The sequence below is a fragment of the Pseudomonas sp. 22072 genome (assembly GCF_052046095.1).
Taxonomy (GTDB): domain Bacteria; phylum Pseudomonadota; class Gammaproteobacteria; order Pseudomonadales; family Pseudomonadaceae; genus Aquipseudomonas; species Aquipseudomonas paracarnis.
This window is the reverse complement of record NZ_JBQEQE010000004.1, coordinates 131,045-150,493: the sequence shown is the minus strand read 5'-3', so window position 1 is coordinate 150,493 and position 19,449 is coordinate 131,045. Positions and strand designations below refer to the sequence as shown.

Below are 19,449 nucleotides of genomic sequence, written 5' to 3'. Positions count from 1 at the left end.
GGGGACCCATGGAGCCGATACTGGAATTGGAAAGTGCACGCTTGGTGCTGCGCCAATGGCGCGACAGCGACCTGCCGGACTTTGCGCGCATGTGCGCCGACCCGCAGGTAATGCGTTACTTCCCGGCTCAATTGAGCCACTTGGAGAGCGCAGCGTTGATCGGCCGGATTCGCGGGCATTTTGCTGAATATGGGTTTGGGTTTTGGGCTTTGCAGCGCAAGGATACTGGTGAATTTATCGGCCTGACGGGCCTTGCGAATGTCAGCTTCGAAGCCGGCTTTACCCCAGCGGTGGAGATCGGCTGGCGCCTGGCCCGCGAACATTGGGGCCTGGGTTATGCCAGTGAGGCCGCCTGGACAGCGTTGCGCTGTGGTTTTGACCGCTTGCAACTGGACGAAATCCTGGCCTTCACCACTGAAGCCAATCTGCCCTCACAAAAAGTCATGCAGGCCATCGGTATGCATTACGATCCGCAGGCAGATTTTGAACACCCGAAAGTCGCAGCCGGTGACCCGCTGCGCCCTCACGTGTTGTACCGCATCACCCGCGCCCAATGGTTGGACACGCTGCACGGATAAGCAGGCGGTCATGCTCAACAGAAACCCGTAGGAGCGAGCTTGCTCGCGAAGAACGCAAGAGCGCTGCGGTAAACCAGAAGCGCTGCGTCATCGTTAACGACCTTCGCGAGCAAGCTCGCTCCTACAGGTGGATACCGTTTTGCTTTGAGGAGAGTTTGAATGAGCCAAGTATTGGAAGATCTGGTGGACTTGCTGACCCTGGAGCCGATCGAGGAAAACCTCTTTCGCGGCCGCAGCCAGGACCTGGGCTTTCGCCAACTGTTCGGCGGCCAAGTGCTCGGCCAGTCGCTGTCGGCGGCCAGCCAGACCGTAGAAGAAGCGCGGCATGTGCATTCCCTGCACGGTTATTTCCTGCGCCCTGGCGATGCCGCGTTGCCGGTGGTGTATTCGGTGGACCGCGTGCGCGACGGTGGCAGTTTCAGCACGCGTCGTGTCACCGCAATTCAAAAGGGCAATCCGATCTTCACCTGCACGACCTCGTTCCAGTACGACGAACAAGGCTTCAAGCACCAGACCACCATGCCGGTGGTAGTGGGCCCGGAAAACCTGCCGTCGGAGCTGGAGCTGACCCAGCAACGTGCGCACCTGATCCCCGAGCACATGCGCGACAAGTTGCTGTGCCCCAAGCCCATTGAAGTGCGCCCGGTCACCGAAAAAGACCCGTTCAACCCGCAGCCGTCCGACCCGGTCAAGTACGTGTGGTTTCGTGCCGACGGTGCCTTGGCGGACACGCCGGCGCTGCATAAGTACCTGTTGGCCTACGCCTCGGACTTCGGCCTGCTGACCACCTCGCTGCTGCCCCATGGCAAGACCGTGTGGCAGAAAGACATGCAGGTCGCCAGCCTCGATCACGCGCTGTGGTTCCACGCCGACCTGCGTGCCGATGACTGGTTGCTGTACGCCATGGACAGCCCGTGGGCCGGCAACTCCCGGGGTTTCTCCCGGGGCAGCGTGTACAACCGCGCCGGGCAACTGGTGGCGTCGGTGACCCAGGAAGGTTTGATTCGCCATCGCAAGGATTGGGCATGAGCCTCTGCGACGTGAAGCACTGGGTGTTCGACATGGACGGCACCCTCACGGTGGCGGTGCATGATTTTGCGGCGATCCGCGTGGCGCTGCAGATCCCGCCTGAAGACGACATTCTCACGCACCTCGCGACATTGCCGGCAGATGTCGCGCAGGCCAAACATGCCTGGTTGCTGGAGCATGAGCGCGAGCTGGCGCTGGGTTCCATTGCGGCCGAAGGTGCCGTTGAGCTGGTACGCGAATTGGCCGGGCGCGGTTATCGCTTGGGGATCCTGACCCGTAATGCGCGGGAGCTGGCCCATATCACCCTGGAGGCGATAGGCCTGGCGGACTGCTTTGCCATTGAGGACGTGCTGGGGCGCGATGATGCGCCGCACAAGCCGGATCCCGGTGGGTTGCTGAAACTGGCGGCGGCTTGGGACGTAGCACCCCGCGAAATGGTGATGGTGGGGGATTATCGCTTTGACCTGGATTGTGGCCGGGCAGCGGGCACCAGGACGGTGTTGGTGAACTTGCCGGAGAACCCTTGGCCGGAGTTGGCGGATTGGCATGCCGAGGATTGTGCGGCGTTGCGCCGAATGATCTAACCCGGGCGACAGAGAGCAAATGTGGGAGCTGGCTTGCCTGCGATAGCGGTGGGTCAGCTGACACTTTATCAACTGACAGTCCGTCATCGCAGGCAAGCCAGCTCCCACATTTTGATGGGGTTCCTTCAGGTGCTACTGAGCGAACAGTACCTTTTCTCCCTCTGGCGAGGTAAACATCTTATCCCCGTCATGCCCCACCCCCGGCACTTCTACCAGCCGGTGGCCCAACTGCGGATGCCGCTGCTTGAGGTAGTCAAAGTAGTTGTGGCCACGAAGCAGTCGATACGCACCCTGGGTTTCGGCTTCGCAGCTTTTATCCAATGCCGGGTGGTTGGGGTCGGTGTCCTGCTGGCCCAACAGGTAAGTGATGTCGCGTGAGACGTAGTCTTGTTCCAGCTGCTGGGCACCTCGGCCCCCCACGTAATCCGGCAGGTTTTGCATGCCGTACTTCCAGTCGTTGAAGCCTGGGCAATTGGCAATGTCGAACGTCACCGGGCGTTGCGGACTGAAGTACGCATAGGACGACGGGTTAGCCACCACATACCGCAGGCGGATGCCCTCGGAATTGAGCAATGGGTGGTCGTGGCCGGTGAGGGCGAAGCGCTGCACCACTTGGCCGCCACCGGAATGCCCGGCGACCACGATTTCTTTCAGTGCCGGGAACAGTTTGCGGTTGCCCAAGTGCTTGATGATCTGGTCCAGAGCGCCATAAGAGCTGATCTGCCCTGGGCCGGTGGACGCTTCGCCGGCCATCCAGTCGTTACCCTTCCAACGCACTACCTCGTCGCCCAGGTGGTTGCGTTTCACGTCGGCTTGATTGAGAAACTGCGGCGCGATCACCAGTGTACTGCCGCCCACCCCGGCATGCTCGGCGGCGTCGATCCCGCTTTGCAGGTAGGTTTGTGCATTGCGCAGGCGGCCATGCACGATGATCAATGCGCGCGTGACCTTGGGCAGCGGCTGGCCCCAGTTTTGGCTCAGGCCCAGGCTGAGGTCGCCGGCCTCCAGATGAAAACGATCGGGGCTGACCACCTTGACGCCGTGTTCAGCCGCGAAGGTGCAACAGGACACGAGCACACCCAGCAGTAACCCCAACCGTTTGATCATTTAGAGACTCTTGGCCGCGAAGGTATCGCATTGAGTGATCTGGCCCTGGGCGAAGCCGGTCTTGAACCAGCGTACCCGTTGCGCCGAGGTGCCGTGGGTAAACGAGTCCGGCACCACGCGTCCTTGCCCCTGTTGCTGCAAGCGGTCATCGCCGATGGCATTGGCTGCGTTCAGGGCCTCTTCGATATCACCGGGTTCCAGCCAGTTCAGGCGTTTTTGCGCATGGTTGGCCCACACGCCGGCAAAGCAATCGGCTTGCAGTTCCTGGCGAACCAGCAGGCCACCGTCGCCTTCCATCTGCCGACCCTGTTGGCGCGCTGCCTGGATCTTGGACGAGATGCCCAGCAACGTTTGTACGTGGTGCCCGATTTCGTGGGCGATCACGTAGGCCTGGGCGAAATCACCGGCGGCCTGGAAGCGTTGCGACATTTCCCGGAAAAAATCCAGGTCCAGGTACACCTGCTGGTCAGCCGGGCAGTAGAACGGGCCGCTGGCCGAGGTGGCGCCACCACAGGCTGAGTTCACCCGGCCACGGAACAGGATCAGTTTCGGGTTCTTATAGGCCAGCCCATTTTCCTGGAACACCTGGCCCCAGGTGTCTTCGGTATCGCCCAGCACAGCGCGCACAAAGTCGGCTTGCTCATCGTTGGCTGGCGGCGCGTGACGCGGCTGGGTGCTGACCGACGGCGCCTGTTCCATCTGGCCGGTCAATTGGCCAAGAATCTGCATCGGGTCCTGGCCGGTCAGCCAGCCAACGCCGACGATCAGCACGATGGCCGTGAGGCTCAGGCCCTTGCCGCCGCCGAAGCGCATACCGCCACCGCCACCGCCGCCGCCACTGTCGTTACGGGCATCCACCACGTTGTCGCTGCGTCGGCCTTTTTTCCATAGCATGGGAGCAATCCTCTGTGTGCTAACCGTGATTGATTATGGTCGGTATTAACGGCAATAGCCTTCGCCAGTGGCGACGATCAGGCAGTCTTTTTTATCTGCCAGCCACTTCAAGCCGGTGGCAGCGCCATCGCCAGCGCGCAACAACTGCGGGCCGTCGGGGCGGGTGAAGGCGATGCCGTCTTCAGCGGCCTCACCTTTGAAGGTGCCGGCGTCATCGGCGTCCAGGCCATATTGCATGGTGAGAAGGTAGTGGCCGCGGCCAATGCTGTCGTCCTTGGCGATGGTCAGGTGCAAGCCTTCGACGCCGACCCACTTGCCGACCCATTTATCGGTGGGCGGGGTTTCGGGCACCAGGGTCGCTTGCACGGAGGCGGGCGCGGGCTTGGGGGCTTCTTTCGGGGTTTTATCGCAGGCGGCGAGCAGGGCGAGGGCAGACAGGGCAAAGAGGATTTTTTTCATAGCGGCAAGGCCTTGGTTAAAAAGTGTGCAACGCCGGGGCGAGCGTGCAGCGTTGGACTCGGATCCATCGATTTAGTGCGCTGTTCGCCCGGTGTTTGGTTATGCTCTTGGGGCAGACTCCGGCCCGGCTGCTAGATTACCGGGTTGAGCGCGACTTGGTTCAGCGCTCAGCGTCCCGCTCGCCACACAAGAGAATTCAATGACTGTCAGTACCCCGCTCTCCGGCGTCAACCATCCGTTCAAAGGCATCCTGCTGATTGTGCTGGCGACGTTCCTGTTCTCCAGCCACGACGCCTTGTCCAAATACCTGGCCGGGTTTTACCCGATCGTGATGGTGGTGTGGGCGCGGTATATGGTGCACACCTTGCTGATGGCCGGGATCTTCCTGCCGCAATCGGGCTTGCGCGTGTTGCGCAGCAAGCGGCCGGGCATGCAGGTGGTGCGGGCGTTATGCCTGTTGGGCACCAGCCTGTTCTTCACCACAGCGCTGCATTACATCCCGTTGGCCGAAGCTACAGCGGTTAACTTCCTTGCGCCGATCCTGGTGACGGCGCTGTCGGTGCCGTTGCTCGGTGAGCACGTGACCCGTGGCCAGTGGCTGGCGGTGATCTGCGGGTTTATCGGCGTGGTGATCATTATCCACCCCGGCGGCGAGCTGTTTACCCCGGCGGTACTGCTGCCGCTGTGCTCGGCGCTGTTCTTCTGCTTCTACCAGTTGCTCACGCGCATCCTCAGCCAATACGACAGCCCGACTACCAGCAACTTCTTCGCCGGCCTGTGCAACACCTTGGTGATGAGTGCGATGGTGCCGTTCTTCTGGCAAGTGCCGACGTTGTGGCACGCGGTGATGATGCTGGCGCTGGGCACCTGCGGGATGACCGCGCACCTGATGCTCACCCAGGCGTTCCGCTTCGCGGCGCCGGCCTTGCTGGCGCCGTTTGGCTATTGCCAGATCGTGTTTGCGGGGTTGTTGGGCTGGCTGGTGTTCAGCCATACCCCCGATATGACCACGGTGGTGGGTATCGGGGTGATCTGCATGAGCGGGTTGGCCGCTGCCTGGCAGCAGCGGCGGCGTTAGTTAAACGTCTACCGTGGGGATCTTGCGCGGCGCCATGAAGTACATCCACACCAGTGCGATGAAGTACATCGCCGGGATCAGGGTGAACAACACCGTGTAGTTGTTGTTGGTCACCGTGAGGATATGGCCGACGATCTGGGTCATGAACATGCCGCCGATGGCCGCGCACATGCCGCCGAAACCGAACACCGTGCTCATCATGTGCTTGGGCGTGTAGTCCATCACCAGGCTCCAGATGTTGGCGGTCCAGGCCTGATGCGCGCCGATGGCCAGGGAGATGGCGAACACCGCGACCCACAGCTGGCTGGAGCCGGCCGCCATGATTACGCCGACGATGCAGCAGGCGAACAGCAACATCGACAACAGCCGCGCCTTGATCGAGTTCATCCCACGGCCGATCAGGAATGACGACAGGATCCCGCCGCCCACGCTGCCAAAGTCGGCGGTGAGGTAAATGATGATCAGCGGAATGCCCATCTGGGTCACGTTGATGCCCAGGTTGTATTGCTGGTTCAAGAACGGCGGCAGCCAATACAGGTAGAACCAGAACACCGGCGCAGTGAGCGAGTAGGCAAGGGCGAAGGCCCAGGTGCCGCGCATGCGCAGGATGCGGCTGAACGGCACGCGGGGTTGTTCCGGCTCGACTTCCTGTTGCACGTAGTCCAGTTCGGATTGTTTAACGGTGGGGTGGTCTTCCGGGTTGTAGTACTTCAAGCCCCAGAGCACCAGCCAGATACCGCCGAGTGCCGACATGCACAGGAACGCTGCCTGCCAGCCCCACACGTGCAGGATCAACGGCAGCAGCATGGGCGTCATCATCGCGCCGACGTTGGTGCCGGCGTTGAAGATGCCGGTGGCCACTGCCCGTTCACCCGCAGGGAACCACAAGCGTGTGGTCTTGACGCAGGCCGGGTAGTTGGCGGCTTCGGTCAGCCCGAGGACAAACCGGCAGACCATAAAGCCGACCGCCGAGGTGGCCAGGCCATGGGCGCCGGTGGCCAGGCTCCATAGCAGCACGGCGCAGAAGAACACGCGCTTGACGCCGACCCGGTCGATCAAGCGGCCTTGCAGCACAAAGCCGATGGCGTAGCCGACCTGGAACCAGAAGTTGATGTTGGCGTAGTCCATCGCCGTCCAGCTCATTTCCTTGGCGAGGATCGGTTGCATCACGCCCAGGGCGGCGCGGTCGATGTAGTTCAAGGTGGTGGCGAAGAACACCAGGGCCAGCATGCCCCAGCGCGTTTTACCCACGGCCAGGGCACCGCGGATCTTGTCGCCGATGCCGGCGTGCGGGTTGCCCGGGCGCGCGGCCAGGGCTGAATTTTGCAGAGGCATGAGGTTTGTACCCGTTTTTTGAAATTCTTATGGTGTGTTCTGGGTCTTTGTTGCGTGAGCGAATTGCCCGGTCGATGGTGCGCAGTGGTTAAAAAGTCGTCAATTCGCCAAAGAGGCTTAGTGTTCGATAATCGCACCAAAAACTAACCGGTTCGTACATTTTAATTGCTGCCTGTAGGCTGGGGGCGAATAATTTGCCACAAACAACAATTGCCGGGAGTCTTCCATGCAACGTTCTATTGCCACTGTGTCCTTGAGCGGCACCCTGCCGGAAAAACTCGAAGCCATCGCCGCCGCCGGGTTTGATGGGGTGGAGATCTTTGAGAACGACTTGTTGTATTACGACGGCAGCCCTCGGGAAGTCCGGCAGATGTGCGCCGACCTCGGCATCGCCATCACCCTGTTCCAGCCGTTTCGCGACTTCGAAGGCTGCCGCCGTGATCGCCTGGCACGCAATCTGGAGCGTGCCGAACGCAAGTTTGACTTGATGCAGGAGCTGGGCACCGATCTGGTATTGGTGTGCAGCAACGCCTCGGCCGACAGCGTGGGCGACGAACGCATTCTGCTCGATGACCTGAGCCTGCTGGCCGAACATGCGGGCAAGCGCGGCCTGCGCATCGGCTATGAAGCGTTGGCCTGGGGCAAGCATGTGAACACCTGGCAACAGGTGTGGAACCTGGTGCGCCAGGTCGATCACCCAAGCCTGGGCGTGTTGCTCGACAGCTTTCACACCTTGTCGCTCAAGGGCGACCCGAGTGGCATCGCGCAGATCCCCGGCGACAAAATTTTCTTTGTGCAAATGGCCGACGCGCCGATCCTGGCCATGGATGTGCTGGAGTGGAGCCGGCATTTCCGCTGCTTCCCAGGCCAGGGCGAATTTGACCTGGCGGGCTTTCTCGCGCCGATCATCCAGAGTGGCTACACCGGGCCGTTGTCCCTGGAAATTTTCAATGACGGTTTCCGCGCTGCGCCGACCCGCGCGAATGCGGCGGATGGCTTGCGGTCACTGTTGTACCTGGAAGAAAAAACCCGCCAGCGCCTGGCTGAAGAAGCCCCCGCTGCGCCCGTGGATATCCTGTTTGAAACTCCGGCGGCCAGCGAATACGACGGTATCGAGTTTCTTGAATTTGCCGTGGACGAAAGCCTCGGCGCCAAACTGACCCACTGGTTGGAGCGCCTGGGTTTCGCCAGGGCCGGCCAGCATCGCTCCAAGAATGTGAGCCTGTTGCGCCAGGGTGACATCAACCTGATCCTCAACTGCGAACCCTATTCCTTCGCCCACAACTTTTTCGAGGCCCACGGCCCGTCGCTGTGCGCCACGGCAATTCGGGTCAAGGACAGTGCCAAGGCCCTGGAGCGGGCGGTGGCCTACAAGGGCCAGCCTTATCGCGGCCTGGTCGGCCCCAACGAGCTGGAATTGGCCGCCGTGCGTGCACCGGATGGCAGCCTGATTTACCTGGTCGACCCCAGCGAAGGCGGGCTGTACGACACCGATTTCAACCTGCAAACGGCTGCACCCGCCAGTGGCGGCTTGCTGCGCATCGACCATATGGCCATGGCGCTGCCGGCCGACAGCCTCGACAGTTGGGTGTTGTTCTACAAAAGCCTGCTGGATTTCGAAGCCGATGACGAAGTGGTCCTGCCCGACCCCTACGGCCTGGTGAAAAGCCGCGCATTGCGCAGCCGTTGCAGTTCGATTCGCCTGCCGTTGAATATCTCCGAAAACCGCAACACGGCGATTTCCCACGCGCTCTCCAGCTATCGCGGTTCGGGCGTGCACCACATTGCCTTCGATTGCGCGGATATTTTTGCCGAGGTACGCCGGGCCAAAGAGGCCGGTGTGCCGTTGCTGGATATTCCGCTCAACTATTACGACGACCTGGCGGCACGCTTCGATTTCGACGATGAGTTCCTCAGTGAGTTGGCGTATTACAACGTGCTCTACGATCGCGACGCCCAGGGCGGTGAGTTGTTTCATGTGTACACCGAGGCGTTCGAGGGGCGGTTTTTCTTCGAGATCATCCAGCGCAAGAATGGCTATGCCGGCTACGGCGCGGCCAACGTGGCGGTGCGTCTGGCGGCGATGGCCAAGTCGCGCAGTGGGGCGGTACGCCAGGCTCGGCTATAACCGCAAGGCAGGTGCTTCCTTCGGGGAGCGCCGCGGCCCATAATCAGCGCCTGCACAACAATGGCCGTGAGCGCACCATGACCTCGAGTCCCGATCTCCCCGCGGTAGCTGACGCACCGCGCAAGAGTCGCAAGAACAATCCGGAAAAGACCCGGGAGAATATTCTCCAGGAAGCCATTGTCGAGTTTGTTCAACAGGGCCTGGCCGGCGCTCGCGTAGACGCCATCGCTGAGCGCATCCATACCTCCAAGCGCATGATCTATTACTACTTCGGCAGTAAGGAGCAGTTATACGTCGAGGTATTGGAGAAGCTCTACGGCGATATCCGCAACACTGAAACGCGCATGAACCTCACCGCCCTGGAGCCGCGTGAGGCGATTCGCCGGCTGGTGGAATTCACCTTCGATCACCACGACCAGAATGTGGATTTCGTGCGCATCGTCAGCATCGAAAATATCCACAACGCCGAGTACGTCAAGCGCACCGACACCATCAAGGCGATGAACAGCAAAATCCTGGAAGGGTTGGGGGAGACCTTGCGCCGCGGGGCTGAGTTGGGGCTGTTTCGCGAAGGGCTGGAGCCGCTGGATGTGCACTTGCTGATCAACTCGTTCAGTTTCTACCGGGTGTCCAACCGGCACACCTTCAGCGAGATTTTCCAGATCGAGCTGTCGGATGAGGCGATCAAGCAGCGCCATCGGGAAATGATTTGCGAGTCGGTGTTGCGCTACCTGCAAGCCTGAGAACTGATCGTTCCCACGCAGAGCGTGGGAACGATCATGATGGGGTTGCATCCCTAGATATTCATGCTCTGGAAGTGCGCCAGCATCCTGTCTGCATCCGCCACTTCGCCGCTGAACAACTCAAACGCCTTCACCGCCTGAAACACCGCCATATTGCCGCCATCCAGGGTACGGCAACCCAATGCGCGTGCGTCGCGCAGCAGTTGGGTTTCCAGCGGGAAGTACACAATTTCCGCCACCCACAATTCAGCCCGCAACAACGCCGCAGGCACAGGCGTGCCGGGCAGCTTGGCCATGCCCATCGGCGTGGTGTTCACCAGGCCATCGGCTTCGGCCATGGCGTTTTCCAAGTGGCTGCCGACTTGAGCGCGACCGATGCCGAACTGCTGGGCAAGGTTATCCACAAGGTCCTGGGCGCGAGTGCGGTCGACATCGAAGATGCTCAAGTACTCCACGCCTTCTGCCAACAGTGCATGGGCCACTGCCGCGCCCGCACCACCGGCGCCCATCTGCACCACGCGTTGGCGCGGTACGTTGTGCAAGTTGCGCCGAAAGCCTTCGGCGAACCCCAGGCAGTCGGTGTTATGACCGATGCGTTTGCCACCCTTGAACACTACGGTGTTGACCGCACCAATGCCCCTGGCTTCATCGGAGAGCTCATCGAGCAAAGGCAGGATCGCCTGCTTGCACGGGTAGGTAATGTTCAGCCCGGTGAAGTGCATCAGCTCGGCGGCCCGTAGTAATTCCGGCAGGGCGTTGAGGTCCAGGTGCAGCGGCTCCAGGTCGATCAGGCGATACAGGTAGCGCAAGCCCTGGGCGTCGCCTTCCTGCTCATGCAGTGCCGGGGTGCGTGAGGCCTGGATGCCGGCGCCGATCAGGCCGGCGAGAATGCGTGGTTTCATCAGGTGCGTCCCTTCAGCGTCAGGCTGAAATGTTCCAGTGCCAGGTGGTAGCCATGGCTGCCAAACCCGGCCAGCACGGCCTGGGCGATCGGTGACACAAACGAGTGATGACGAAAGGCTTCACGGGCATGCACGTTGGATAAATGCACTTCGATCACCGGCACTTCACTGGCCACCAGGGCATCGCGGATCGCGACCGAAGTGTGAGTCCAGGCCGCCGGGTTGATCACAATACCCGCGCAGCGGTTGCGGGCGCCGTGGATCCAGTCGAGCAATTCGCCCTCGTGGTTGGTCTGGCGAAACTCGATCTTCAGCGCGAGCTTGTCGGCGCTGCGACCACACAAGGCGGCAATGTCGGCCAGGGTTTCATGGCCATAAGTGGCAGGCTCGCGAGTGCCGAGCAGGTTGAGATTGGGGCCGTTGAGCACCAGCACGATGGGCGGCATAGAGGCTTCTCCACAGTTCTTATTGGTTGTGGAGTCAAAATGTACTGGTTGGTTAATTTGGTCAATGGATGGCTGCGGATCTGTTCGGTGATCGAACGTTTAATCAATGCAATTGCTGGATCACCGGCTGACGTGCATTCGGTTGAAGTATTGCGCGAGGTTGCTGAACGAGGAGGACTTTCGAGCATTGGCCGGGTCGTTCCAGTCGTTGGCATCACTGGTTACAACCCGGCATTCGCCGGGTTTTTTGTGGTTACTAATCTGTGAAACAGCTTCGGGAATAGGAGCCGGTTGTCGGGTGGCAGAGGGAAATTGTTACCTGACGGAAAATAACCTAACGGATGGGTTACGATGAGAGTAGGTGCTTACAAAGGCTATGTCATTTCGGTGTTTATCAGGGATGAGCATTGCCCGCCCCATGTGCATGTCAGGGGCAAGGGATGGGATGCGCGGTTTCGTTTCAGTTTCCTGGATGGGGAAGTTGAGTTGTGGGATGTAGAGCCTGAACGGAGGCGGCCACCCGCAGCACTTCTGAAGGAGATACGCGGGGCGATCATGCAGCGGCACTACTTGGCGCGGGCACGCAGGATTTGGTGGGAAAAACTGCAGACGGTTTGCCTGGAGAATCATTCCTGGAATTGGGACGCTGGTGAGTTGGTTCCAGGATTGGTCATTCGACACGGCGTCTATGTCATCGCCAGCGCCAGGCACGATGTCATAGCGCAACGGACTATTTTGAATCTGGTAAGAGCGCCAGATTGCGTGGGGATTAATTTATGAAAATCATAAAAGCCAAAGTCACACCTTATGTACCTCTCACTGAAGCCGACGTTGACAAGGCAATCGCCCGAGGACGCAGGTTGAAACGCCTGTACGCCAACGCCAGTAACGTACGTTATGAAAACGATTGCCTCTCCATTGGTTTCAGCGATGGCAGCCGCGTTGTGTTGCCGGTGGCTGGCCTGCCGGAGTTCGAAGGGTTTTCAGAGAAGGATTTCCAGCAACTGGAAGTGACGTTCGGTGGCAAGGCGATTAGCTGTGAAGCGCAGGACCTGGATGTTTCGATCACAGGGTTGATCGCTACAAGCCAGCCGCTGATGGACCTGGCAACCAGCCTGGTGGCATCGCGCAATGGTCGCAAAAGCAGCGCGGCCAAGACCGCAGCGGCCCGGGCCAATGGCAAGAAGGGTGGCCGGCCACGCAAGGAAGTACCGCAGCCCCCAGAGACAACAGACACTTGAATAAACAGTAGGAGCGAGCTTGCTCGCGAAAACCCCACAGGCACCGCGTTCATCCAGGAAGCACGCGTTATCGTTGACGTTTTTCGCGAGCAAGCTCGCTCCTACAACCCACAGGTTTATCGGCGGGTCAGCAACACACCCGACTCCATATGGTGCGTCCACGGGAACTGGTCAAACATTGCACACTGGGTGATCCGGTGCGTGTCGTGCAGTTGCGCGATATTCGCCGCCAGCGTCTCCGGGTTGCAGGAGATGTACAGGATGTTGTCGAAGCGCCGGGTCAGCTCGCAGGTGTCCGGGTCCATGCCAGCGCGGGGCGGGTCGACGAAGACGCTACCGAACTCGTAGCTTTTCAGGTCGATGCCGTGCAGGCGGCGGAACGGGCGCACTTCGTTCAGGGCTTGGGTGAGTTCTTCGGCAGAGAGGCGCACCAGGTTGACGTTATCCACGCCATTTTCATCCAGGTTGCTCAGGGCCGCATTCACTGAGGTCTTGCTGATCTCGGTGGCCAGCACCTTGCGCACGCGGGTCGCCAGCGGCAGGGTGAAGTTGCCGTTGCCGCAGTACAGCTCCAACAAATCGTCCGGGCGATCGCCCAGCGCTTCGTAGGCCCAGTTGAGCATCTTCTGGTTCACCGTGCCGTTGGGCTGGGTGAACGCGCCTTCGGGTTGGCGATAGCTGAAGGTGCGCCCACCGATGTCGAGTTTCTCCACCACGTAGTCGTGGCCGATCACATCGCGCTTGCCCTTGGAGCGGCCGATGATGCTCACATTCAGCTCAGCGGCCAATTTGTTCGCGGCGGTGTGCCAATGTTCGTCCAGCGGGCGGTGATAGCACAGGGTGATCATCGCGTCGCCGGCCAGGGTGGTGAGGAACTCCACCTGGAACAGCTTGTGGCTCAGGGCAGCGCTGGCTTGCCAGGCGGCCTTGAGTTGCGGCATCAACTGGTTGATGCGCTGGCTGGCGATGGGGAAGTCTTCGATGAGGATCGGCGTGCGCTTGTCCTCCTGGGAGAACATCGCGTAGTGGCGCTCGCCGCCTTCGCGCCACAGGCGGAACTCCGCACGCAGGCGGAAGTGCTGCAGCGGCGAGTCGAAGACCTGCGGCTCAGGCGCGTCGAACGGTGCCAGCAGGTCACGCAGGCGCGTGACCTTGTCTTGCAGTTGAGCGGTGTAGCTTGCGGCGTCAAAAGTCATGCGTTGAACCAGCCCAGCTTGATCACAAACAGGATCGACAGGATCACCAGTGCCGGGTTCAGCTCACGGTAGCGGCCCGAAAGCAGCTTGATGGCGGTCCAGGCGATGAAACCGAAGGCGATGCCGTTGGCGATGGAGTAAGTGAAGGGCATCGCCAGGGCGGTGATCACCACCGGCGCTGCCACCGTAATGTCGTCCCAGTCGATTTCGGCCAGGCCTTGGCTCATCAGCACCGCCACAAACAGCAAGGCTGGCGCGGTGGCATAGGCCGGTACGCTGGCGGCCAATGGCGAGAAGAACAGCGCCAGCAAAAACAGGATCGCGACCACGATGGCGGTCAAGCCGGTACGGCCACCGGCGCTCACGCCTGCGGCCGATTCGATGTAGCTGGTGGTGGTCGAGGTGCCCAGCAGGGAACCGGCCATGGCGGCGGTACTGTCGGCGATCAGTGCGCGGCCCATTTTCGGCATATGGCCGTCCTTGCCCATCAGGCCGGCGCGCTTGGCCACGCCGATCAGGGTGCCGGAGTTGTCGAACAGGTCAACGAACAGGAAGGCGAAGATCACGCTGACCAGGCCGATGTCCAGCGCGCCCTTGATATCCAGCTGCAGGAAGGTCGGCGCCAGGGACGGCGGTACCGAGGTCACACCGATGAACGGCGTGAAGCCCAGGACGATGGAGGCGACGGTCACCGCCAGGATGCCGATCAGCACTGCGCCGCGTACGGCCAGGGCTTCCAGCGCGACGATCAGCACGAAACCCAGGGTGGCCAGGATCGGCGCCGGTTGTTTCAGGTCGCCCAGGCCCACCATGGTGGCCGGGTTGCTCACCACGATACCGGCGTTATGCAGGGCGATCAGCGCCAGGAACAGGCCGATGCCGGCGGCAATCGCCGAGCGCAGAGGCAGGGGGATGGCGTTGATGATCCACTCACGAATGCGGAAGATCGACAGCAGGAAAAACAGCACCGCCGAAATGAATACCGCGCCCAGCGCCACCTGCCAGGTGTGGCCCATGTGCAGGACCACGGTGTAGGTGAAGAAGGCGTTGAGGCCCATGCCCGGTGCCAGGGCAATCGGGTAGTTGGCGATCAGGCCCATCACGGTCGAACCGATGGCCGCCGCCAGGCAGGTGGCGACAAACACCGCGCCCTTGTCCATGCCGGTCTCGCCGAGGATGCTCGGGTTCACGAACAGGATGTAGGCCATGGCCAGGAAGGTGGTGATCCCCGCGAGAATCTCGGTGCGCACATTGGTGTTGTGGGCTTTGAGTTGAAACAGCTTTTCCAGCATGCCGGCTCCCTGTGACGCTAGTGTGCGTCGTGATTTGTTGACCTCTAAGTCAAAGCACAAACTGCGCCAAACGCTTGTGGTTTCAGAGAGGATCGGAAAAAGCGGCGCATCATACCAGCAGCCGAGGCTGTGTGGCGCATGGGCTTGAGGCATACTGCGCCGACGTTCAATACCGGGTCATTGCCAGCATGAAAAAAGCCAACCCGTGGAGTCTAGCTCTGATCGCCAGTATCAGCCTGTGGCTGGGCGCGGCACCGGCATGGGGCGCGGCTGCACCGGCCTTGAGCGAGGTGCGGGTGTTCAAGGTGGAATCGGCCAACTGCAGCGAAGCGATCCCGGAGCGGGTCAACACCACCCAGATGTGCGAGCACCGCGGGCCCACCCAGGTCTCGGTGATGGAAGTGGGCCTGGGCAACAGCCCCATGGGCCGCTTCAACGGCGCAGAGTTGAATGGGCAACGCACAGCGGTGTGCCAGGTCGGCAACATCAGTGAGGCGTGCAACGGCGTGGGCACCTTGATGGGCTACATCTATGTGTTCGACCTGAACGTCCAGGCCCAGGGCTGGTTCGAATTCACCAATACCTCGATCAACCCGCCGCAAAACACCCTGAAAGCCCAGCTCAATATCCGCTGATCAATCATCTTGAACGCTCAAAACCCCGGGAAGTCGTACCCCTAAGACGGCGATTTTTCTGAACGCCGCGGACGTACACCAACCCGTGAGGTGTTTATGAGCGCGACCCCCAATGGCGCGGCGGCCCAGCCGTTCGTCGCCCACCCGATACGCCTGACACTCAACGGCCAGGATCGCCAACTGAACGTGTTGCCCTGGACCACCTTGCTGGACTTGCTGCGTGAACAGTTGGACCTGGTGGGCAGCAAAAAAGGCTGCGACCACGGCCAGTGCGGCGCCTGCACTGTATTGCGTGACGGCAAACGCGTGAATGCCTGCCTGACCCTGGCCGTGATGTGCGACGGCGCCGAATTGACCACCATCGAAGGCCTGGCCGACGGCGACCAACTGCATCCCATGCAACAGGCCTTTATCCAGCACGACGCTTTCCAGTGCGGCTATTGCACCCCCGGCCAGATCTGTTCTGCCGTGGGCCTGGCCAATGAAGGCCGCGCCCACGACCGTGCGCAGATCCAGGAATTGATGAGCGGCAACCTGTGCCGCTGCGGCGCCTACAACAACATCCGCGATGCCATCGAAGACGCGCTGCCGGCCTGCCGTCGCCAGGGAGGTGAGTCATGAATCCCTTCCACTACAGCAGGCCGACCGATGTGCAGCAGGCCGTTCAGATGAGCAGCGCCGCCTCGCGCTTTATCGCCGGTGGCACCAACCTGCTGGACCTGATGAAGGAAAACATCAGCCATCCCGAGCACCTGATCGACATCACCGGCTTGCCGCTGCATGACATTCAAGAGACCGCCGAGGGTGGCCTACGTATCGGTGCGCTGGTGAGTAACGCAGACCTGGCCTGGCACCCACTCATTGAGCAGCGTTACCCGTTGCTGTCCCAGGCCATCCTCGCCGGGGCGTCCCCGCAGTTACGCAACATGGCCAGTACCGGCGGCAACCTGTTGCAGCGCACCCGTTGCTATTACTTCTACGACGCCGCGGTACCGTGCAACAAGCGCCAGCCCGGCAGCGGCTGCCCGGCGCGCAACGGTTTGAACCGTATCCATGCGATCCTCGGCGCCAGTGAACAGTGCGTGGCCACCCATCCATCGGACATGTGCGTGGCCCTGGCGGCGCTTGCGGCGCGGGTGCATGTAGAGGGACGTGGCGGTGCGCGGGTGATCGAGTTCGCCGACTTCCATCGATTGCCAGGCGATGCGCCGCAACGTGACAACCAATTGGCCGACGATGAGCTGATCACGGCCATTGAGCTGCCCGCCGATCACCTGGCCCGCCACAGCCATTACCTGAAAATCCGTGACCGTGCCTCCTATGCCTTTGCCTTGGTTTCGGTGGCCGCCGCCTTGGAACTGGACGGCGATGAAATCATCGACGCCCGCCTGGCCTTGGGCGGTGTGGCGCATAAACCATGGCGTGACCGCGCAGTGGAAGCCTTGCTGATTGGCCGCACGGTCAGCCGCGAAACCTTCAGCGCCGCCGCCGACGCCCTGCTGCAAGACGCCGAACCGTTGGAACACAACGGCTTCAAGGTCAAGCTGGCGCGGCGAGCAATCATTCGTGCCCTGAGCGACGCCGCCGTCGCAGGAGAACAGCCATGAGCGCCATCGGCAAACCCCTGGACCGCGTCGACGGTCTGCTCAAGGTCACCGGCCAAGCGCGCTATGCCGGTGAGTTTCCCGAGGACGGCCTGCTGCATGGCAGCGTGGTGTCGAGCACTATCGCCAAAGGCCGGGTGCTGAGCATCGATGCGTCCAAGGCGTTGGCCTTGCCCGGTGTAGTGGACGTGATCCATCACCTCAACCGGCCGAAAATCGCCAGCTATGACGAGGCGTTCGCCGATGCCGATGCGGCCGATGGCTCGCCTTTTCGTCCGCTGTATAACGACCGCGTGCTCTACAGCGGCCAGCCCCTGGCCCTGGTGATTGCCGATAACCTCGAACTGGCGCGGCACGCCGGCTCGCTGGTGCAGATCGACTACGCGCCCGAAACCTTCGAAACCGACCTGCTCACCCAGCAAGCGGCGGCGCACCCGTCGCCCCAGACCCCGCCCGAACCGCGAGGCAACTTCGAAGCTGAATGGGCCGGTGCCGCAATCAGTCTGGACCTGCACTACAGCACGCCCATCGAGCATCACAACCCGATGGAACCCCACGCCAGCACCGTGCTGTATCAGTCCGATGGCACTCTGCATATCCACGACAAGACCCAGGGCCCGCAGAACTGCCAGGCCTATGTGCAAAAAGTCTTCGGCTTGGACAAGCGCCAGGTGCGCATCTTCGCCGCTTTCGTCGGTGGCGCCTTCGGTTCGGGCCTGCGCCCGCAATACCAATTGCCGCTCGCGGTGATGGCGGCCATGGCGCTCAAACGCTCGGTGCGCGTCACCCTGACGCGCCAACAGATGTTCACCTTCGGCTATCGTCCGCGCACCTTGCAGCGTTTGCAGATGGGCGCCGCCGCCAATGGTCGCTTGCTGGCGTTGGGGCATACCGCGATTGGCCAGACGTCGCGCTTTGAGGATTTCAGCGAGCACGTGGTGGAGTGGAGCGGCATGCTCTATCACTGCGACAACGTGCAACTGACGTACAAGTTGGCGCCGTTGGATGTGTTTACCCCGCTGGACATGCGTGCCCCCGGCGCCGCACTAGGCGTGCTCGGCCTGGAGTGCGCCATGGACGAACTGGCGTGTGCCCTGGCCATCGACCCGGTGCAATTGCGCCTGATCAACTACGCCGAACGTAACCAGAACGAAGACAAACCCTGGTCGAGCAAGGCCCTGCGCGAGTGCTACAGCGAAGGCGCCGAACGCTTCGGCTGGCACCAACGCAACCCGGAACCGCGTAGCATGCGTGACGGCCGCCAACTGATCGGCTGGGGCATGGCCGGCGGCGTGTGGGAGGCCATGCAGATGAAAGCCAGCGCCAAGGCGCGCCTCGACGCGCAGGGCAAGCTCACCGTCAGCAGCGCCACCACCGACATTGGCACTGGCACCTACACGGTGATGACCCAGATCGCCTCCCAGGCCAGCGGCGTGGCCATGGCCGACGTGCGTTTTGTGCTGGGCGATTCGTCGTTGCCCACGGCGCCGTTGCAGGGCGGCTCGTTTACCGTGTCCTCGGTGGGTACGGCGGTGCAGCAAGCCTGTGAAGCGCTGAATGCCAAGTTGCTCCAGGTCGCCCGGCAGACCTACCCGGTGTTCAAGGACGCCGAAGCCGTGCGGTTTGAAGAGGGCCAACTGCATGCCGGTGATGTGAGTGTTTCGTTGGCGCAACTGGTCAAGGACAGCGGTGAGGAGGTGCTGCAAGCACAGGTTGACAGCGAGCCGGACAAGAAGCGCCAGGGCTATGCCTGCGCGACCCATTCGGCGGTGTTTGTCGAGGTGCGGGTTGATGAAGACCTGGGCACCATCAGGGTCAGCCGTGTGGTCAGCGCCATTGCCGCGGGGCGCGTGGTCAACCCCAAGATGGCCCGCAGCCAGATCCTTGGCGGCGTGGTGTGGGGCATTGGCATGGCCCTGCATGAAGAGACCCAGGTCGACCATGAGCTGGGGCGTTACATGAACCACAGCCTGGCCGAGTACCACATCCCGGTGAACGCCGATATTGGCGAGATTGACGTGCTGTTTGTCGAAGAGCACGACGAGATCGTCAATGCGCTCGGGTCCAAGGGCGTGGGGGAAATCGGCATTGTCGGGGTAGCGGCGGCGGTGGCGAATGCGGTTTACCATGCCACCGGCAAGCGGGTTCGGGAGTTTCCGATTACCTTGGATAAGGTGCTATAGCCCAAACCGTCAGAC

21 protein-coding genes are annotated in these 19,449 nt (G+C 61.5%); 13 read left to right on the top strand and 8 right to left on the bottom strand.

From position 1 onward, the window contains the following. Positions 1–8: 8 nt before the first annotated feature. The 3 genes from ACTJLA_RS05805 (at position 9) to ACTJLA_RS05795 (ending at position 2,191) form a co-directional block, all read left to right on the top strand. Positions 9–578, top strand: a complete 570-nt coding sequence (locus tag ACTJLA_RS05805; RefSeq protein ID WP_054896171.1) for a GNAT family N-acetyltransferase — start codon at positions 9–11, stop codon at positions 576–578. 159 nt (positions 579–737) lie between these two features. Further along, positions 738–1,607 carry an acyl-CoA thioesterase II gene (gene tesB / locus ACTJLA_RS05800; protein ID WP_314551351.1) on the top strand — a complete coding sequence of 290 codons (870 nt, stop codon included), beginning with the start codon at positions 738–740 and terminating at the stop codon, positions 1,605–1,607. After that, positions 1,604–2,191, top strand: coding sequence for an HAD family hydrolase (locus ACTJLA_RS05795; RefSeq protein WP_198863060.1), 588 nt, complete (start codon positions 1,604–1,606; stop codon positions 2,189–2,191). The genes tesB and ACTJLA_RS05795 overlap by 4 nt, the downstream gene beginning before the upstream one ends. Positions 2,192–2,323: 132 nt before the next feature. Here the strand turns inward: ACTJLA_RS05795 and ACTJLA_RS05790 are convergent, their stop codons facing one another. Genes ACTJLA_RS05790 through ACTJLA_RS05780 form a run of 3 tightly spaced genes read right to left on the bottom strand, consistent with a single transcriptional unit; the run spans position 2,324 to position 4,651 of the window. Continuing rightward, positions 2,324–3,298, bottom strand: coding sequence for a hypothetical protein (locus ACTJLA_RS05790; RefSeq protein WP_089042496.1), 975 nt, complete (start codon positions 3,296–3,298; stop codon positions 2,324–2,326). Continuing rightward, positions 3,299–4,192 (bottom strand): KPN_02809 family neutral zinc metallopeptidase, encoded by an 894-nt coding sequence (ypfJ, locus tag ACTJLA_RS05785; RefSeq protein ID WP_314551358.1) that lies wholly within the window; start codon positions 4,190–4,192, stop codon positions 3,299–3,301. 45 nt (positions 4,193–4,237) lie between these two features. Further along, a complete protein-coding gene (locus tag ACTJLA_RS05780) occupies positions 4,238–4,651 on the bottom strand; it encodes a lipoprotein (protein WP_034126935.1) in 414 nt (137 codons plus the stop codon). 199 nt (positions 4,652–4,850) lie between these two features. Between ACTJLA_RS05780 and ACTJLA_RS05775 the strand changes: the two genes are divergently transcribed. Next, complete coding sequence (locus ACTJLA_RS05775; protein ID WP_003194370.1) at positions 4,851–5,729, top strand: DMT family transporter; 879 nt, start codon at positions 4,851–4,853, stop codon at positions 5,727–5,729. On the opposite strand, the gene ACTJLA_RS05770 is transcribed toward ACTJLA_RS05775, so the two are convergent. Beyond that, positions 5,730–7,064 carry an MFS transporter gene (locus ACTJLA_RS05770; protein ID WP_014720038.1) on the bottom strand — a complete coding sequence of 445 codons (1,335 nt, stop codon included), beginning with the start codon at positions 7,062–7,064 and terminating at the stop codon, positions 5,730–5,732. A gap of 226 nt (positions 7,065–7,290) precedes the next feature. Between ACTJLA_RS05770 and quiC the strand changes: the two genes are divergently transcribed. Together quiC and ACTJLA_RS05760 are read left to right on the top strand one after the other, a co-directional pair. Beyond that, complete coding sequence (quiC, locus tag ACTJLA_RS05765) at positions 7,291–9,192, top strand: 3-dehydroshikimate dehydratase QuiC (protein WP_034126936.1); 1,902 nt, start codon at positions 7,291–7,293, stop codon at positions 9,190–9,192. 77 nt (positions 9,193–9,269) lie between these two features. After that, positions 9,270–9,935, top strand: coding sequence for a TetR/AcrR family transcriptional regulator (locus ACTJLA_RS05760; protein WP_054896166.1), 666 nt, complete (start codon positions 9,270–9,272; stop codon positions 9,933–9,935). A gap of 53 nt (positions 9,936–9,988) precedes the next feature. Here ACTJLA_RS05760 and ACTJLA_RS05755 read toward each other — a convergent pair whose 3' ends face one another. Together ACTJLA_RS05755 and aroQ are read right to left on the bottom strand one after the other, a co-directional pair. Next, the gene (locus ACTJLA_RS05755; protein WP_060764076.1) at positions 9,989–10,837 is read right to left on the bottom strand and encodes a shikimate dehydrogenase; all 849 of its coding nucleotides are present in this window, start codon (positions 10,835–10,837) and stop codon (positions 9,989–9,991) included. Then, positions 10,837–11,283 (bottom strand): type II 3-dehydroquinate dehydratase, encoded by a 447-nt coding sequence (aroQ, locus tag ACTJLA_RS05750; RefSeq protein ID WP_060764077.1) that lies wholly within the window; start codon positions 11,281–11,283, stop codon positions 10,837–10,839. Before aroQ ends, ACTJLA_RS05755 begins: the two co-directional genes overlap by 1 nt. Before the next feature lie 39 nt (positions 11,284–11,322). Here aroQ and ACTJLA_RS05745 point away from each other — a divergent pair, with 39 nt between their 5' ends. From ACTJLA_RS05745 to ACTJLA_RS05735, 3 genes are all read left to right on the top strand, one after another. Next, complete coding sequence (locus ACTJLA_RS05745) at positions 11,323–11,550, top strand: hypothetical protein (protein ID WP_127881444.1); 228 nt, start codon at positions 11,323–11,325, stop codon at positions 11,548–11,550. An 84-nt stretch (positions 11,551–11,634) separates the two neighbouring features. Further along, positions 11,635–12,063 carry a DUF4160 domain-containing protein gene (locus tag ACTJLA_RS05740; RefSeq protein ID WP_181124032.1) on the top strand — a complete coding sequence of 143 codons (429 nt, stop codon included), beginning with the start codon at positions 11,635–11,637 and terminating at the stop codon, positions 12,061–12,063. Beyond that, the gene (locus ACTJLA_RS05735; protein WP_034126939.1) at positions 12,060–12,524 is read left to right on the top strand and encodes a DUF2442 domain-containing protein; all 465 of its coding nucleotides are present in this window, start codon (positions 12,060–12,062) and stop codon (positions 12,522–12,524) included. Before ACTJLA_RS05740 ends, ACTJLA_RS05735 begins: the two co-directional genes overlap by 4 nt. Positions 12,525–12,640: 116 nt before the next feature. Here ACTJLA_RS05735 and trmA read toward each other — a convergent pair whose 3' ends face one another. After that, on the bottom strand, positions 12,641–13,720 hold the full coding sequence (gene trmA, locus ACTJLA_RS05730) for a tRNA (uridine(54)-C5)-methyltransferase TrmA (protein WP_034126940.1): 1,080 nt from the start codon (positions 13,718–13,720) through the stop codon (positions 12,641–12,643). Next, complete coding sequence (locus ACTJLA_RS05725) at positions 13,717–15,012, bottom strand: NCS2 family permease (protein WP_003194342.1); 1,296 nt, start codon at positions 15,010–15,012, stop codon at positions 13,717–13,719. The genes trmA and ACTJLA_RS05725 overlap by 4 nt, the downstream gene beginning before the upstream one ends. A 188-nt stretch (positions 15,013–15,200) precedes the next feature. Between ACTJLA_RS05725 and ACTJLA_RS05720 the strand changes: the two genes are divergently transcribed. The 4 genes from ACTJLA_RS05720 to ACTJLA_RS05705 all read left to right on the top strand — a co-directional run bounded on the left by ACTJLA_RS05720 (position 15,201) and on the right by ACTJLA_RS05705 (position 19,434). Then, entirely contained in the window at positions 15,201–15,647 is a 447-nt protein-coding gene (locus ACTJLA_RS05720) for a DUF4879 domain-containing protein (protein ID WP_034127050.1), read from the top strand. A gap of 96 nt (positions 15,648–15,743) precedes the next feature. Then, a complete protein-coding gene (locus ACTJLA_RS05715; RefSeq protein WP_034126942.1) occupies positions 15,744–16,268 on the top strand; it encodes a (2Fe-2S)-binding protein in 525 nt (174 codons plus the stop codon). Next, positions 16,265–17,254 carry an FAD binding domain-containing protein gene (locus ACTJLA_RS05710; protein WP_020301733.1) on the top strand — a complete coding sequence of 330 codons (990 nt, stop codon included), beginning with the start codon at positions 16,265–16,267 and terminating at the stop codon, positions 17,252–17,254. Before ACTJLA_RS05715 ends, ACTJLA_RS05710 begins: the two co-directional genes overlap by 4 nt. Continuing rightward, on the top strand, positions 17,251–19,434 hold the full coding sequence (locus ACTJLA_RS05705; RefSeq protein WP_072448293.1) for a xanthine dehydrogenase family protein molybdopterin-binding subunit: 2,184 nt from the start codon (positions 17,251–17,253) through the stop codon (positions 19,432–19,434). The genes ACTJLA_RS05710 and ACTJLA_RS05705 overlap by 4 nt, the downstream gene beginning before the upstream one ends. Positions 19,435–19,449 lie beyond the last annotated feature (15 nt).